This is a genomic window from Paenibacillus barengoltzii NBRC 101215 (assembly GCF_004000745.1).
Lineage (GTDB): Bacteria > Bacillota > Bacilli > Paenibacillales > Paenibacillaceae > Fontibacillus > Fontibacillus barengoltzii.
This window is the reverse complement of record NZ_BILV01000026.1, coordinates 32961-48603: the sequence shown is the minus strand read 5'-3', so window position 1 is coordinate 48603 and position 15643 is coordinate 32961. Positions and strand designations below refer to the sequence as shown.

Genomic DNA, 15643 nt, shown 5'->3' with positions numbered 1-15643 from the left:
TTCATTGTTTTTCAAAAGGGGGAAAAAGTATGCTGAATGAACGTCTAGTGTTGGACCAGCAGGCGATCACGACCTGGATGAGCGACCGTCTCCTGCGGTATTTGGTCTCCGGGAGCGCAGAAGCCAAGGTAGACTTGAAGGAATGCTTGACCCGGCTTCAGCTGAACCCGTATTACACGTTTCCAACGATTGCGCTGTTGGAGCCGAGTACTCCCGCTGATCATGATTACGATAAGCTGGCTTATTTGGAGACCATTCGGAAATCGCTTCAAGAACAGATGCCGCGAAGCAGTATCGCTTTCCTTGCAGGTGACGGACGTATTGGGCTGCTGTTCTCATGGGTGTCCAAGGAAGTGCTGGGGCGGCTGCAAGCAGTGCTTCGGGAACAATATGAACACCCGGTGTATATCGGGGTGGGGAAGCCATGCAGCCATTTGAGGGACATTCACCTCTCTTACCGGCAGGCGGCTTGGGCGTTACAGAGCAAGTTTTACAGCGGAAGCGGGCAATTGATGTACTATGGGGAGCTTCGCCGATTGGAGCCCGTCAACCGTTACCCGGCTAAGGAAGAGCAGCAATTGTATGATCGTTTCCGGGCGGCGAATTCGGAAGAAGAGATGACGGAGGCGGTGGAAGGATTCTATTCGGCTGTGCTGGAGAAAGGTCCAATTGATATTAAAAGTATGTATGAGCTGACGATCCGCATGTTGGTTGGCATGGAAAGAAGGGTTCAAGCTGACGAACAAAATGTAGGCGCTTACAGTCCGTTTGAGGCAACATCCTTGGTGAAGTTGAGCACACTGGAGGAGCTTAAGCGCTATGTCAGCCAGTTTTTGACCGGGTTGTGGAAGGTCGCCTCCCCTGGCTTAAAGGAGCGGGAGCATCATCGCAGCATTATTAAGAAGTCCATCCACTACATGGAGCAGGAATGCCAGCACGCATCCCTGCAAAGCGTGGCACAGAAGGTGTATATGACGCCAACCTATTTAAGCCTGCTGTTCAAAACGAATACCGGCAAGACGTTCATTGAGCATCTGACTGATATCCGGATCGACAAAGCCAAGGAAATGCTCCGGACGACTCACTACAAAAACTACGAGGTGGCGGAGAAGGTTGGATACCAGGATCCCCGTTATTTCAGTCAAATCTTCAAGAAGAAGGTTGGGGTCTCGCCAAGCGAATATCGGGAGTCGGTGAGCAAATAGAAGAAGGAAGCGGTACAGCGCCCGCTTCCTTCTTTTTGTTGGAGTCGTCTCTACAGTCGAACATCCGAACGGTGGCTGCCGTCTTGCTCGTTCCGGCGCGCCTCTTCAAGCTCCTTCTCCCACGTCAAATGACGGTATTCGGCGGCTGCCTCATCATTCTGAAACCACTGGATGAAGTCTTCCCATAATGCGGTAGGCCAAGCGGCGTCAATCTGCGCGGTCGTATAGACCCCTTCCTTCAACCGGATGAAACCAAAAACGTCGCGAACCTGGGATTTCTCCGCCTGTTCAACAGTCAGCTCGGCAAGATGGGGAGGGATGAAGATGACGCCTGCCGGTGTTCCAAGCACGACGTCGCCGGGAAGGCAAATCGCTTTGCCGATCCGGGCAGGTACGTTCATGCCCACCATCGTGACATCCCCAATCGCCGTCGGGTCGCTGCCGCGGTAATAGATGTTAATGTTCTTGATCTCGGCGACTTGCTGATTATCGCGAATACCGCCCCAGATCACAGCTCCGCCTCGTTTCGTGCGGGTAGAGATGGCTGTCGACAGATTGCCGCCGACATAGGTGCCGAGGTGGATTTTATCGAACATATCGACCACCACGACATCATCCTCGACCAGAGAATCGATCACCCATTGGTTAAAGAAGCCCCTTCGTCCCTCTTGCTCATGACCGTAATGGAGCAGCGTTTCGTGAAGATCGGGCCGCTTCGGCACCATCACAGCCGTCACCGCACGTCCTACCATCACCTGATCGGGGTGGATGATCTTGAAATCGCCTTCAAACTGAAACGTATAGCCACGGTGCCAGAGCGGCCCCCATGCTTCTTCCAGCGTAATTTTACGAATTCTTCGCAGGACGTCATCTGGTACCTTCGGACGTCCGTTCTCAAAGCGTTCGCCCTTCCAAAGCGGCGTCAGTTGAATGATGTCTTCCGGATTATCAAATTTCATTGAAGCGCCTCCTCCTAGCCGGGTAATTGTGAAGCCTTGCCGTTCGATATGACTCTATTGTTAGGGACGGCGGCTCTTTTGTCGATGCGACTTTCTTAAGGCTTTTTGCCTGTTGGATCATAATTTTTCCTACCGGCACTGCCGGAGGATGAGAGTGAATTCCATGAATTTTAAAAAATCAAACAATATCATAATTTCCTCACCTTTATGGATGAAAGCGCCTTCGAATACAGTAGAACTACATCCTGAATCTCAATCATGGATCGCAAGAGGGGAGGAGTCCATAGGATGGCTGCACAAATGAACGCTTCGAATGAAGCAGGAAACGCTCCACGCGCCGTCCGCAAGCGCGTGAAGAACGGCGCAAATCACTTGGCCGGTTATATTTTTATATCTCCGTGGCTGATTGGCTTTCTATTGCTGACATTATGGCCGATCGCCCAATCGTTTTATCTGTCGTTTACTGACTATTCCTTGCTGGAAGATCCGGTATGGACGGGAACGAGCAATTACGTCAACATTTTTACCAATGATTCCACCTTTACGAAATCGTTGAGCGTGACCTTTACGTTTGTACTCTTCTCCGTGCCGCTGAAGCTGTTGTTCTCGCTGCTTGTCGCGATGGCACTTAATCAGAAGTTAAGGGGGATGAACCTGTACCGGACAGCGATTTACTTCCCTTCACTGATCGGCGGCAGCATCGCGGTTGCGGCATTATGGCGCAACATGTTCGGCTTGGACGGCTACATCAATCAGGTACTAGCCTGGTTTGGCATCCAAGGCGTGGGCTGGATCACGAACCCGGATACCTCCCTGGGGACACTCATTTTGCTAAATACGTGGCAGTTCGGCTCTACGATGGTCATCTTCCTGGCTGGACTGAAGCAGATTCCGCAGGAACTTTACGAATCCGCGGCGGTGGACGGCGCGAACAAGTTCCGCCGATTTATCAGCATCACCATTCCGATGCTGTCTCCTGTCATGTTCTTTAACTTAATCCTCGGCGTCATCGGCTCCTTCCAAACCTTCACCTCCGCTTTCATCATTACCAAAGGCGGACCGGTCAATTCCACTTATGTGTACGCCTTATTCTTGTATGAGAAAGCGTTCAAGCACTATCAGATGGGATATGCGTCGGCGCTGGCCTGGATTTTGCTGGCGATCATAGGGATTTTAACCGCGATTAACTTTGCCGTCTCCCGCTACTGGGTGTTCTACGAATCGGAAGGAGGGGGCTCAAAATGAAGCTGGGCTCCAAGTTAACGAGTCATCTGCTCCTTACGTTATTTTCGCTCCTCATGCTGTATCCGGTGATTTGGTGGATTGGCGCTTCGCTGAAGAAGACGGAGGAGTTGAGTTTGCCGACGCTGTGGCCCAAGACGCCGATGTGGGAGAACTATATCCATGGCTGGCACTACTCCAACGATTACACGTTTGCGCATTTCTTTGGCAATACGCTGTTAATGGAGGTGGGGAACGTGTTTGGCGGTGTGCTGACCGCCGCCATCGTCGCTTACGGCTTCGGCAGATTGGATTTCAAGCTGCGGGGCTTCTGGTTCTCGGTGCTCCTGCTGACGATGATGCTGCCCGGCCAGGTTACGGTCGTTCCGCAGTACATTCTGTTTAACACCTTTGGCTTTGTGGACAGTTATGTGCCGCTGGTGCTGCCGCATTTCTTCGGGGGAGGCGCGTTCTTCATCTTCCTTCTGGTTCAGTTTATTCGCGGCATTCCCCGGGATTTGGACATGGCGGCGAAGATTGATGGTGCGTCCGTCTACGGCATTTTTAGTTGGATTATCTTTCCGCTGATTAAGCCAGCGCTTGTGACGGTTGCAATTTTCACCTTCATCTGGAGCTGGGATGATTTCTTCTCGCAGGTGCTGTACCTCAGCTCTGTGGATAAATTTACGGTGGGGCTGGCGCTCCGTGGATTCATTGACCAGTTCGAGATCCAGTGGGGGCAGCTGCTGGCGATGTCATTGTTGTCCGTCATCCCGTCTGTACTGATCTTCCTGTTTGCGCAGAAGCACTTCGTGGAGGGGATTGCTACGACTGGATTGAAAGGCTGATTTCGTTTTTCATTTCAAGGGTCTAACGCATAGAAATCGGGAGAAGAAGAAAGGGGATATCGATGATGAGAAAAGCAAAATGGATGAGCTTCGCCGCACTCTCGCTGGCGCTGCTGCTGGCCTTGACGGCTTGCGGCGGCGGTGGAGGCGGAAGCCGTGCCGGCGGGAATTCTGGCGGAAACGGCGGCGGGAGTGGTGGAACAGGAGGAAACAGCGGAGAGAAGACGCTTAGCATCATGTGGTGGGGAACGGACGCGCGACATGAAGCAACGCAAAAAGCGCTGGACTTGTATTCGCAGCAAAATCCCGGCGTGAAATTCAAACCAGAGTTTATGGCTTGGGACGCGTATTGGCAGAAGTTGCCGACGTTAGCCGCCTCCAAGACGATGACGGACGTCCTTCAGATGGATGCGGCATATATTCAGGAATACGTCAGCCGGGGACAGCTCGAGGATTTGTCCGACATTGACCTAACTGGCATTGTGGATCCTAATGTGATCGAGAATCTAAAAATCGACGGGAAGCTGTACGGCATTCCGCTGAGCCAGAACGCCCAGGGAACAGCCTTCAACAAGGTCGAGCTGGAGCAGTATGGCATTCCGCTGCCGCATAAGGACTGGACGTACGACGAGTTTTTCCAATGGGCAAGGGACGCCCGCGCCAAGCTGCCGGAGGGTAAATACCCGATCGGCGATACCACCACTTGGGACTTCTATAACTATTATCAGACGGCGATGGGGAAACCGCCGATTATGTCTGATGGAGGAAAGACGTTTACGCTCGACAAGGACCTGTTCATGAAGTTCTATCAAACCTATGAGCAGTTCCGTAAGGACAACATCGTTCCTCCAGCAGAGCAGTCCGCCGCCTTCCTTGAAAACGATCCGCAGGCAGACCCGATGGCCAGCGGAGTGGTCATGACGAGAGGGGCAACCACCGGTTCCGTCAGTGCGCTGGAACTGCTCATGCCGGGCAAGGTAGGCGTAGTGAACATGCCGGTTGGTCCTGCAGGCGGGGGCTGGGCGCAGTCCACGATTTTCCTGAGCGTCAGCACCAATTCAAAGAACAAGGAAGAAGCGAAAAAATTCGTGAAATGGTTTATCACCGATGAAGCGGCAGGAGATGTGCTTGGCTTGACCCGCGGCATTCCAATCAATCCGGATATTTACAAGAAGCTGGAACCGAATCTGGAAACCAAGGATAAGCTTGGGAAGGAAATTTACGATTTATCTGTAGATCAGGCGTTGCCTTTTTATTCTCCAGCTCCTGGTTTCTCGGAATGGGTGGATACCTATAAGAAGGAGATGGATGCGGTGACATTCGGCCAGCAATCGATTGAAGAGGCCTATAACAAGATCGACAAGCTTGGCAAAGAACTGGCGGCCAAGGCGGGGAAATAAGCGATAGAAAGCGGGGAATCATCAAATGCAGCTTGCGGAATTTCTTTCAACTCAGCCCGATCAACTGTGGCATTTGTCGAAGCAGATGAACGTCAATTATGCGGTCAGCGGGCTGCCGTGGGACGAGAAGACGGAGAAGCCATGGGATTTGATGCCGCTGATCCGGATGAAGCAGCGTTTTGCCGACTTTGGGCTGACGTTGTCCGTAATTGAATCGATGCCGCCCAGCAACAAGATCAAGCTCGGGACGCCCGGCCGTGACGAGGAGATCGAGATTTTTCAGCAACTTATTGTGAATATGGGGGCTGCGGGCATTCCCGTACTTTGCTATAACTTTATGGCGCAATTTAACTGGTTCCGCACATCCACGACGACCCGAACGCGAGGGGGTGCGCTTGTCTCCAGCTACGATCACAGCTTGATGGCGAATGCGCCATTAACGGAAGCTGGAATCGTGACGGAGAAGCAGCTGTGGGAGAACCTGCATTATTTTCTGGAAAAAATCGTTCCGGTCGCAGAATCCGCCCGGGTGAAGCTGGCGCTTCATCCGGACGATCCGCCGATTTCGCCAATTCGCGGCGTATCCCGGATTTTGACGAGCGCGGCGGCGTTGCAGCGGGCGATCGATCTGGTGCCCAGCGCGTACAGCGGCATCACGCTGTGCCAAGGGACGCTGGCAACGGCCGGCGAAGACATTCCAGCGGTGATTCGGCATTTTGCCAATCAGCAGAAGCTGTTCTTCGTTCACTTCCGCGACGTGAAGGGCACGCCCGAGAAGTTCGAGGAAACGTTCCATGACGATGGTCAGACGGATATGCTCGAAGCGATGAAGACGTATTACGAGGTAGGCTTTGACGGTCCGGCGAGACCGGATCACGTGCCAACGATGGAAGGTGAGAGCAACGAAAACCCGGGGTATGAGCTGCTTGGCCGTCTGTTTGGCGTCGGTTATATTACCGGCTTAATGGAGGCGGCGGCCAAGATGACCCCAGGTTCCGCTGCCCGATAAGGATATTCGAGAGAAGGATCGTCTTGACCGGCAGATGCCGTTAGGACGATCCTTTTTTTACAAACACATAAAAAAAGCAGCAGAGCGTTAACTCCACTGCCGATCGTTAGAATAATGATAATTCCATTGGTCTGTAGATTCCCAGAGACCGCCGATTTCCGGGTGAAGGTGAGCTGCCAGCACTTCGTCATTGAGATCATCGATCCCAAGTCCGGGGGCGTCCGTCAGCGTGATGAAGCCGTTCTGGACGATTCTTTCCGGAAGGTGGCTGCCGATCACGATGTCGTCCCACCAATCGACGTCACAGGAATGGTATTCAAGCGCAAGGAAGTTCTCGGTGGCGACGGCGACGTGAGCCGCTGCTAGGCAGGCGATGGGGCTTTCGGCCATATGGATCGCCATGGCCACGCCGTAATCCTGCGCCATGTCTCCGATTTTCTTCGTCTCGAGGATGCCTCCAGCTGTCAGTACGTCCGGGTGGATGACGGAGACGCCGCCGGCTTCAAGCAGCGGCTTGAAGTTTTCCTTCAAGTAAATGTCTTCGCCCGTACAGATCGGCGTCGTCACGGCGCGGGACAGGCGGGCGTATTGGTCCGTATACTGCCACGGAATCATATCCTCCATCCAGGCAAGGTTGAACTTGTCGATGCGCCGGCCCAGTTTGATGCAATCTTCCAGGCCGATATGACCAAAGTGATCGATGGCCAGCGGTACATGATTGCCAATCACAGACCGAACTTCAGCGACGTATTGCTCGAGTATGTCGAGTCCTTTTTCGGTAATATGAATGCCGGTGAAAGGATGAGGGATATTGAAAATGTCGTAATGGCGGTTTTTGATTTCACGAAGCTCTTGCTCGGTAAGATCACCTTTGTCTCGGGCGTACCGGCGCTTTGAGATTTCCCGCATGTCCTCCAGGAAGCCAAGCGGTGCGCTAAGGGTGCCCGGTTCGTTGATGAGCTGTCCGATGCCAAGGTCCATCTTCAGGAAGGTGAAGCCGGCCTCCATCCGTTTCTTCAGCGCCTCTCCCATTGCTTTGCCGGTGTCTTTGCCCACAACGTCCGTGTCGCAATACATGCGGACTCGGTCGCGGAACTTGCCGCCCAGCATTTGATAGATCGGCACTCCGTACGCTTTGCCGGCCAGATCCCAAAGTGCGATCTCAAGTCCGCTGACGCCGCCGCCTTGACGGGCGTGCCCCCCGAACTGCTTAATCCGGCGGAATAGCTTGTCGATGTTGCACGGGTTCTCCCCGAGAAGCCGGCTTTTCAACATGAGGGCATATACCTTATCCGCGCCGTCGCGGACTTCCCCGAAGCCGACCAGCCCTTGGTTCGTGTATACCTTGATCAGGCTGCTGTGGAACGGTCCGCCGACGATATCGGTAAAGCGGATATCGGTAATGCGAAGCTCCGAAGGGCTGGAGGAGGTACGGACATGGGCCAGCGTTTCTTCGTACGTTTCTTTATTTACCATGAAATCACTCCTTATGGAAGGATTGGCTGCAGCCAGCAGCTATGCGGGTTACAAGAGCATGCTCCCGCCATCGAGTCGAATAGCAGAACCCGTCATGAATTCACTTTCGTCTGACGCGATGAAGCAGGCGAGGTGAGCCACGTCAATGGGGAGACCAACGCGCCCCAACGGAAACTTCTCCTGTTGCTGCTTACGCCGTGCTTCCCGTTTCTTCTCTGCATCCGGATCGTCCGGTGAGATGCGGGTGTATTTGCCCACATCAACGGCTCCCGGCTCAATCGTGTTCACCGTAATGCCAAAGGGCGCCAGCTCAATGGCGCTTTCCCGCCCCAGCATACGGATCGCACCTTTGGTCATGGCATATACCGGGTCAAAATCGGTGGGGCGTTTGGCGTGCACCGATGAGATGAGGATAATTCGCCCGGTTCCCTTTCGTTTCATCCCGGGAATTACAGCCTGGATGCATTGCCAGTAGCCCTTCACATTCGTATCGAACAGGAGATCGAATGTCTCACCATTGTGCTTGAAAAGATCGTAATTCAACTGCACGGCAGCATTGTTGACCAGAACATCAACTGGGCCAGCCTGGCTTTCGATCTTGTGTATCATCGCGTTAATTTCCCTCTGCTTCGAAATATCCGCCTGGACAATCAAGCAATGGCCCCCCGATTCGTCTATTCTCCGCTTGGTCTCCAGTACGCCAGCTTCACTCCGATTATAGTGAAGGGCGGTGACAGCGCCTCTCTTGGCCATTTCCACGGCAATTCCCTGACCGATGCCAGTTCCGGATCCGGTGACGAGAACGACTTTGCCTGTTAAACTCATGGCGAATCACTGCTCCTTGGTTGTCTCATTTTGTGATCCATATAATGAAGCAGGAAACCTCCGTCCAACCGCAAATCCGCGCCGTTCAAGTAACTCGCATCGTCTGACGCCAGGAAGCAGGCAACATTTGCGATATCGTCCACTGTCCCCAGCCGGGCGCTCGGCACCTTGGTTTCGTAGCTGCGATAGAGCGTGGTCAGCGAACTGCGGAATCGCTCATTATCGCCTGGGATGGGGCCAGCTTCAATGGTATTCACACGGATGCTGTGTCGCCCAAGCTCAAGGGCTGCTTCTTTAGCAAGCAGCTTTATGGCGCTTTTGGAGACACTGTAGGCGAAGGAGGAGCCGTTAGGTTTCTCAGCATGGATGGAGGAAATAAAGATGATGCAGCCAGACTCCCGTGCAGCCATCACTTTCCCGGCAGCTTGCGTGCAAAGAAAGGCCGATTTTGCGTTGGTGTGGATCACCTCGCGGAACAATGCTTCAGAGCCGGCTTCAACGGAAAAAGGTACGAACAGGTCATGGTTATGGATCAGCACCTGCAGGGCACCAAGCTCCCGTTCTGCTTGCAGCACAAGCTCGTTTGCGTTGGTGCCGGAGCTTAAATCGACATTGCTTACGAGCACTTTGGAGCCGGAAGCCTTAGCCAAGTTGATTTCAGCTGCAATCTCTATGCCATTGGACGGACTACTTAGCAGGAGATGGGCGCCATCCTTAGCCCAGCGACGGATCAATGCTTTGCCCGTCGGCTGGTCGGCGTCTGTAATCCAAACGACTTGCGGTGATCGCTTCATACATCACCTCCGAATAGCACGCCCAAGTCAGGGCGGCTAGCTATGACACACTCTCATCATAAGTTTCGACCGTTCCGGGTTCGAGACGTGAAACTTATGATTTTGTTTGATTTTTTTAGGAAGCCTTTCGTAAGATGGGGATAGCTTAATTTCTTGGCAAGGGGGATAACTATGGAGCCAATTTCTCCGAAAATATCGGCGTTCCAAGGCGTACAGCAGATGAATATCCCTTTAGCGGCTGGCCCGCGGCATTCCGTTGGACTTCGGTCGGACGGTACAGTGATGGCTGTAGGAGATGTCCGAAATGGCCAGTGTGATGTCAGCGATTGGCGGGGGATCGTGGCGGTGGCGGCAGGTAATGTTCATATGGCAACGAACACAGGAAAGTCGCATACCGTGGGGCTTCGGTCGGACGGTACGGTGGTTGCCACGGGATGGAATGGGCATCAGCAATGCGAAGTGAGCGAATGGAGCGGAGTCGTAAGCATTGCGGCGGGGTGGCGCAGAACGCTTGGATTAAGAGGCGATGGTACAGTGGTGGCCGTAGGGCGGAATGCGGAAGGCCAATGCGAAGTCAGCAGTTGGCGGGATATCGTGGCGATCGCAGCAGGGGATTGGCATACCGCTGGTCTGAGCGCCGACGGAACCGTGATCATGGCCGGTAACAATCGCTACGGCCAATGTCATGTGAGCCAGTGGCATAATATCAAGTCCGTGGCGGCCGGTTATCTCCACACCGCAGGTCTTCGATCGGATGGCACGGTCGTAGCCACAGGGGCGAACAAGCATCACCAATGCGAGGTAGGGGATTGGCGAGGAATTATGGCAGTTGCTGCTGGCAGCTATCATACGGTTGGATTGAAATCGGACGGCACCGTAGTGGCAGCGGGCTCGAATCAATATGGTCAATGCGAGGTCAGCAACTGGCGTGAAATTGTTGCCATTGCCGCAGGATGTGCGCATACACTTGGTCTAAAGGCGGATGGCTCGGTTGTGGCGACTGGCCATAATGAGTACGGTCAATGTGAGGTTAGCAAGTGGAGAGGGATAAATTTGTTACTTTAACCCTATTTAACACTATCAGCATATCTCATTAATATTGGCCCTTATCATAGAGTACAGAAACTCAAAACACATAGGAGGTTCGAACTCTATGAAACTGGCAAAAAGCATGCGTTTAAAAGCAGCATTTGCGATAACAGCAGCGACAGCTGAAATCGCAATCTCAGGGTCCTTGAGGATGAACTTCCTCCCATAAGCCTTGCTTCCACTTTCACTAAAAAATGTGAGAGGGAGGCAGGGCTTTTTTGGGTTCGGGTGATGTTAGGAAAACTCTCAAAGTTCTGAAATTTGTCTAAAATTAATTTAAAAATAGGACTATACGCCTATCTTACATTTTAAACCTGAAAATTTTCGTTTTGTTCATTGTTTTTTTCAAGACCACTGCTATAATCTTACATAACAAATCGAAATATGTCGAAAATCACTGTCGAATTCGACATAATCTGATCTTTTTCGCATAAACCACCTTCATAATTTTCTGGGCAAAATTACTGAAAAGTAATGACGCAAAGCCATGGGTCTAAAGTTCTGAAATAGAGCTATGATTGCCAGGTTGCCAATGACTGAATTGCTTAATTCATGCATTGACGATGCCCTTCCAGACAACTAGAAGGGTTTTTCTTTTAACGGATAACATGAATTCGGCAACGAAGGTGTAATTCTCAAACGGGAGAGTCTTATGGCTCTCTCTTCGTATAGGGGAGGTGAAGTGATGATTGAAATTTCAGATAAGGAATTTATCAAATTAGCCGGTTATATCAAAACAAATTTTGGGATTCATTTGAGCGACGAGAAGAGAACGTTGGTAATGGGCCGATTGTGGAACGTCTTGAATTCGCTGAACATGGAAAATTTCTCGGACTACTTGAACTATATTGCTACCGATCAGAGCGGCGAAGCCGCAAGAACGTTTATCAATCAGATGACAACCAATCATACATACTTTATGAGAGAATCAGATCATTTTGATTTGTTTCGCGCCAAAGTTCTCCCCGAACAAGTCCCCAAAATCAAAGATCGAGATTTGAGGGTGTGGAGCGCCGGTTGTTCCACCGGGGAGGAAGCCTATACTTTAGCCATCCTAATCAATGAATTTTTTGGAAATGCTCGGCTCGGATGGGATACAAAGCTGTTGGCGACCGATATATCGGAAAAGGTGCTGATTGAAGCTAAGAAAGGGATTTACAGCCGTGAAGAGGTTGCGCTGTTGCCGGAGCGTTGGAAACATGATTATTTTCATCCGCATGGGATGAATCAATATGAAGTGAAGCCCAAAATCAAAAACGAAGTGGTCTTCCGGCGGTTTAATCTCATGGATCCGTTCCCCTTCAAAAAGAAGTTTCATGTGATCTTTTGCCGCAATGTGATGATCTATTTTGACGCAAGTACGCGCATGCAACTGATTCACAAATTTTACGACAGTCTAGTCCCCGGCGGGTATTTATTTATTGGTCATTCCGAAACGATCCAACGGGATCACACCAAATTTAAGTACGTGATGCCTGCGGTTTATCGCAAAGAGTAACGATTGGAGAGTTGCCTGGATGCAGGTCAGAAATAAGATTAAAGTTCTGGTCGTAGATGATTCCATGGTGTTTCGCGAAATGATCGCCCGCGGGATCACGACGGACCCTGACATTGAAGTTGTAGCTACAGCTGCGGATCCATTCGAAGCAAGGGACAAGATATTAAAATATCATCCGAATCTCATGGTCTGCGACGTGCAAATGCCGAAAATGAACGGGATTGAATTTCTTCGGCGCTTGCTGCCTCAGTATTCGATTCCTGTTATCGTGGTCAGCGCGATCAGTTCGTCCGTGTTTGACGCCTTAAACGCCGGTGCGATTGATTTTATCTCGAAGCCGGATAACAAGTTATCGCATGTGGAGAAGTTTATCGAAGAACTGATCGAGAAAATCAAGATTGGCTCGAAAGCAAAAATTGTCCATCAACCGAAGAAACTGGCCGCTTCTCCTGCCGATCCGCCAACGAAGCTGGTTACTGCGAAACCTGCTACAACCAAGAAAGTGATTGCCATCGGTGCTTCTACCGGCGGTACAGAGGCGATTTATACCGTGTTAAAGTCGTTGCCCAAGGATATGCCAGGTATCGTTATCGTTCAGCATATCCCTCCCATGTTCTCGAGAATGTTCGCCGAACGGCTGAATCAGAGCTTATCGATTCGTGTGAAGGAAGCCCAAACAGGCGATACGATTGAGCGGGGCAAAGTGCTGATTGCACCGGGAGATAAACATATGCGAGTGAAGCGTTCCGGAGATCATTTCGTGGTCGAATGTTTTGCAGGCGATAAAGTCAATCGCCATTGTCCCTCGATTGATGTGTTGTTTGAATCCGTGGCGAAAGAGGCGGGGAATCAATCGATCGGAATTATCTTGACCGGTATGGGTTATGACGGAGCCAAAGGATTGCTGGCTATGAAACGCAAAGGCGCCCGAACTATTGGACAAGATGAGCAATCCTCTGTTGTATATGGGATGCCGAAAGTGGCCTATGATCTGGGAGCAGTAGAGAAACAAACCTCGCTGTCTAACATTTCTCATGTTTTAAGTACGATGCTGTAAAACCGTCTTTATTGTAGGGCATTCATTGAATGCCGGTCACACTAATTAGGTTGGGTTAAACAACTGAAAACCAGTGACGCAAAAGCTTTTTCCTTTAATTTATTAAACCAGTAAAGGGTACGACATCCACAGGAAGAATAGGGAGGGAAATGATGGGATATCAGCAAGGCGACCCCATATTTGAGGCATACATTACCGAAACCTCTCAGCTGGTCGAACAGCTGGAAGAAATCATTCTGACATGTGAGAATGCGAATTTCTTCTCGGAAGAGATGATTAACGAGATTTTTCGCATCATGCATACGATTAAGGGCTCTTCCTCGATGATGCAATTTCATAACATAGCGACCTTATCGCATGCATTGGAAGATCTTTTTTCTTATTTACGTCAATACCATCTCAAATTGGAAGATTGGTCTGAGTTGTCTGATTTGATGCTGGAGGGTGTTGATTTTACGAAAATTGAGCTCCATAAAATCAAACATGGCGAGCACGCCGATGGAGATTTTACGGCGATCACGCAGAGAGTTAAAGGGCTCTTAGGCTCTCTTGAACAACAACGCTCCATTACCGAAGCAGTTGAAGGGGCTTCTCAGGTTGAGATAGTTCGATCATCGAACAATTTTAAAGCTCAGATCCTCTTCACGGAGGATTGCGAGATGGAGAACATCAGAGCGTATCAAATCGTTCATCAACTCAAGGATCAGCTCGAGGATTACTGGCATATTCCGGAGGACGTGCTGGAAGATCCGACATCGGCGGAAACGATACGAAATCAAGGATTTCAGTTGTTTATTCGGACGAGCAAAACGTATGACGAGATCTACTCGGTGCTCTCCCAAACCAGTTATCTGAAGTGTTTGGAACTAGAGCAGGTTGAACTAGACAGAGAACAAGCGGTTTCAGACAAGGAGAAAGCTCAAGAGGTCCAAGATGAGGTTCAAGGAGAGGGACAAGTCGTTCAAGAAATACAAGCTCTTCCTGATTTGCAGAACATTGTAGAGAAACCAAGCTTTTCTAAGCCCGCGATCGTGGACAATCCAACTGTTAAAGAGACGAAGAGTTCAACAAGCAGTTATCAAGGGAAATCCATCAACGTAAATGTGGGCAAGTTGGACGAGCTGATGGATTTGGTTGGGGAATTAGTCATCGCGGAAGCGATGGTCACTCAAAACCCGGATATTATCGGCTTGCAACTGGAGCAGTTTCAAAAGGCTGCAAGTCATTTACAGAAGATCACCAAGGAAATTCAAGACAAGGTGATGGAAATTCGCATGGTTCCGCTAGCCACAACGTTCCAACGAATGCATCGGGTTGTGCGGGATATGAGCAAAAAGCTTGGGAAGAACGTACAGTTACAACTGTTAGGTGAAGAAACGGAAGTAGATAAGAACATTATTGAACATATCTCAGATCCACTGATGCATTTGGTGAGAAATGCGGTTGATCATGGTTTAGAAACCACCCAAGAGCGAATGGAGGCAGGGAAGCCGGAAACCGGAACCTTGACGCTGGAAGCGCTCAATGTTGGCGGCGAAGTCATGATTATCGTGAGAGATGATGGTCGGGGATTAAACAAACAGAAAATTTTAGAGAAGGCAAGAGCGAATCATCTGCTGCATAAATCCGAAGGGGATATGACCGACAAGGAGATCTTCAACCTGATTTTCCTTCCTGGATTTTCGACCAAGGAGAACATCACGGAGTACAGCGGCCGAGGCGTTGGGATGGATGTCGTAATGCAGAACATCGCGGCAGTTGGCGGAACGATTTTTGTTAACAGTGAACCCGGTAAGGGCTCAACCTTTACAATTAAAATTCCGCTTACGCTCGCGATCATTGACGGGATGAATGTTCGGGTGGGAGATGCCCAGTATACGTTACCTACGACGTCGATTAAAGAGTCGTTTAAGCCTCTCGTTAAGGATCTCATTACTGATCCGCACGGGAACGAAATGATCATGGTTCGGGGAGAATGTTACCCGATTCTACGCATTCATGAACGGTATCATGTACCTACAAATACTACCCAGTTAACCGATGGCATTTTGATTATGGTGGAACAGGATGGCAGAGGGTTATGTATTTTTGTGGACGAGCTGGTCGGCCAACAACAGGTTGTTGTTAAAGCGCTGCCGCCTTATATAAGAGGATTTAACACCGTTGAAGGGATATCCGGCTGTACCTTACTGGGGGATGGGGATATCAGCTTGATCCTGGATGTTCAAGGCTTATTAAAAATGAAAGAAGAGGAGTGGTGAA

Annotated in this window: 13 protein-coding genes and 1 riboswitch; of the genes, 9 read left to right on the top strand and 4 right to left on the bottom strand. The window is 50.6% G+C overall.

The genetic code is table 11. The annotated features are described in order from the left end of the window. The first annotated feature begins 29 nt into the window (after nt 1–29). The gene (locus PBA01S_RS09485) at nt 30–1205 is read left to right on the top strand and encodes a helix-turn-helix domain-containing protein (protein ID WP_127575857.1); all 1176 of its coding nucleotides are present in this window, start codon (nt 30–32) and stop codon (nt 1203–1205) included. Between the two features lie 50 nt (nt 1206–1255). Here the strand turns inward: PBA01S_RS09485 and PBA01S_RS09480 are convergent, their stop codons facing one another. Then, nucleotides 1256–2164: an RraA family protein gene (locus tag PBA01S_RS09480; RefSeq protein WP_127575856.1), complete on the bottom strand. Its 909-nt coding sequence runs from the start codon at nt 2162–2164 to the stop codon at nt 1256–1258. A gap of 288 nt (nt 2165–2452) precedes the next feature. On the opposite strand from PBA01S_RS09480, the gene PBA01S_RS09475 reads away from it, so the two are divergent. From PBA01S_RS09475 to PBA01S_RS09460, 4 genes are all read left to right on the top strand, one after another. Next, nucleotides 2453–3409 carry a carbohydrate ABC transporter permease gene (locus tag PBA01S_RS09475; protein ID WP_028537968.1) on the top strand — a complete coding sequence of 319 codons (957 nt, stop codon included), beginning with the start codon at nt 2453–2455 and terminating at the stop codon, nt 3407–3409. Next, the gene (locus PBA01S_RS09470) at nt 3406–4233 is read left to right on the top strand and encodes a carbohydrate ABC transporter permease (protein ID WP_036699374.1); all 828 of its coding nucleotides are present in this window, start codon (nt 3406–3408) and stop codon (nt 4231–4233) included. The genes PBA01S_RS09475 and PBA01S_RS09470 overlap by 4 nt, the downstream gene beginning before the upstream one ends. A 65-nt stretch (nt 4234–4298) precedes the next feature. Next, nucleotides 4299–5633, top strand: coding sequence for an ABC transporter substrate-binding protein (locus tag PBA01S_RS09465; protein ID WP_036699372.1), 1335 nt, complete (start codon nt 4299–4301; stop codon nt 5631–5633). A gap of 25 nt (nt 5634–5658) precedes the next feature. Continuing rightward, a complete protein-coding gene (locus PBA01S_RS09460) occupies nt 5659–6642 on the top strand; it encodes a mannonate dehydratase (protein ID WP_085169795.1) in 984 nt (327 codons plus the stop codon). 87 nt (nt 6643–6729) lie between these two features. Here PBA01S_RS09460 and PBA01S_RS09455 read toward each other — a convergent pair whose 3' ends face one another. From PBA01S_RS09455 to PBA01S_RS09445, 3 genes are read right to left on the bottom strand one after another with little or no spacing between them, the layout of a single operon-like run. Then, on the bottom strand, nt 6730–8118 hold the full coding sequence (locus tag PBA01S_RS09455; RefSeq protein ID WP_085169796.1) for a mandelate racemase/muconate lactonizing enzyme family protein: 1389 nt from the start codon (nt 8116–8118) through the stop codon (nt 6730–6732). Between the two features lie 48 nt (nt 8119–8166). After that, entirely contained in the window at nt 8167–8943 is a 777-nt protein-coding gene (locus tag PBA01S_RS09450; protein WP_028537963.1) for an SDR family NAD(P)-dependent oxidoreductase, read from the bottom strand. Further along, nucleotides 8940–9737, bottom strand: coding sequence for an SDR family NAD(P)-dependent oxidoreductase (locus PBA01S_RS09445; RefSeq protein WP_085169797.1), 798 nt, complete (start codon nt 9735–9737; stop codon nt 8940–8942). Before PBA01S_RS09445 ends, PBA01S_RS09450 begins: the two co-directional genes overlap by 4 nt. Before the next feature lie 171 nt (nt 9738–9908). Here PBA01S_RS09445 and PBA01S_RS09440 point away from each other — a divergent pair, with 171 nt between their 5' ends. The 4 genes from PBA01S_RS09440 (at nt 9909) to PBA01S_RS09425 (ending at nt 15642) form a co-directional block, all read left to right on the top strand. Beyond that, the gene (locus PBA01S_RS09440) at nt 9909–10802 is read left to right on the top strand and encodes an RCC1 domain-containing protein (protein WP_028537961.1); all 894 of its coding nucleotides are present in this window, start codon (nt 9909–9911) and stop codon (nt 10800–10802) included. Nucleotides 10803–11270: 468 nt separating this feature from the next. Further along, nucleotides 11271–11360, top strand: a riboswitch (cyclic di-GMP riboswitch). 151 nt (nt 11361–11511) lie between these two features. Then, complete coding sequence (locus tag PBA01S_RS09435) at nt 11512–12324, top strand: CheR family methyltransferase (RefSeq protein WP_127575855.1); 813 nt, start codon at nt 11512–11514, stop codon at nt 12322–12324. Nucleotides 12325–12343: 19 nt separating this feature from the next. Beyond that, nucleotides 12344–13381 carry a protein-glutamate methylesterase/protein-glutamine glutaminase gene (locus PBA01S_RS09430; protein WP_016312625.1) on the top strand — a complete coding sequence of 346 codons (1038 nt, stop codon included), beginning with the start codon at nt 12344–12346 and terminating at the stop codon, nt 13379–13381. A gap of 152 nt (nt 13382–13533) precedes the next feature. After that, a complete protein-coding gene (locus tag PBA01S_RS09425; RefSeq protein WP_255315322.1) occupies nt 13534–15642 on the top strand; it encodes a chemotaxis protein CheA in 2109 nt (702 codons plus the stop codon). The last annotated feature ends 1 nt before the right edge of the window (nt 15643 follow it).